We start from the raw sequence: 755 nt of genomic DNA, 5'->3' as shown, positions 1-755 counted from the left end.
TTGAACTTGTAGGGCATGTTCTCGCTGCTACTATGTTCGTCAACCAACAGTTCACCGTATGGCAGGTAAGCATCATACTGAGTGATGTTAGCTTTGTCGTCCGTGATGTAAGACGTTGAGCCGAGGTGGTCACTGTGATAGAAGAAGGTTTCCTCCTTCGTAGTATCGTTGGCAATGTAACCATAACCTGCCTGCGGGTCATCAGGGTTACTCGGGTCATTCCAGCTTACAGGTGGACCGGGGTTAGTATTCGGTGTGGTGTTGGGGCGTGGAGTCTGAATCCAACCCTGTGGCACATCATGATTGCCGAGTTCGGTAAGGACGCATTATAACCAACACCCGTGTTCTCCAGATCACCATACGCCCCCTTCTCTGTCGGTACACCAGGGGCTATACCCACCTTTTTATAGTATGCCTCCTTCTGTGTTTGTATCTGATTCATACGCTCAGCATAGTCCTGCTGACCAGCCGTTACGTCCATAGACGTTGTTGAACATACCCGTACCTATCCTTGAAGCGATTCGTTTGTCACCAATAAAGTAATGCTTCGTAAAGCGGTTCTTGTTAACAGAGAGGATACTTGCAGGATAAAGCGTGAAGTTATCTGTCTCATGGAACGTGATACCTTGTGGCGCACCATTGATGTGCACACCCTCCATTGTGCCATAACTCTTCATGATACGTTCACCAGCAGCATTGTAAGTATATCGACTCGTCTTGCCATTGTCAGAGAGTATCATCAGGCGGTTGTCCTC

1 pseudogene is annotated in these 755 nt (G+C 48.2%); it reads right to left on the bottom strand.

The features are described from left to right. Nucleotides 1-755, bottom strand: a pseudogene (locus tag HMPREF9144_RS13615) (RHS repeat-associated core domain-containing protein); the annotation flags it as partial.

Source organism: Prevotella pallens ATCC 700821 (assembly GCF_000220255.1).
Classification (GTDB): domain Bacteria; phylum Bacteroidota; class Bacteroidia; order Bacteroidales; family Bacteroidaceae; genus Prevotella; species Prevotella pallens.
The sequence above is the reverse complement of the archived record's forward strand: the minus strand, read 5'-3'. Positions and strand labels throughout refer to the sequence as shown.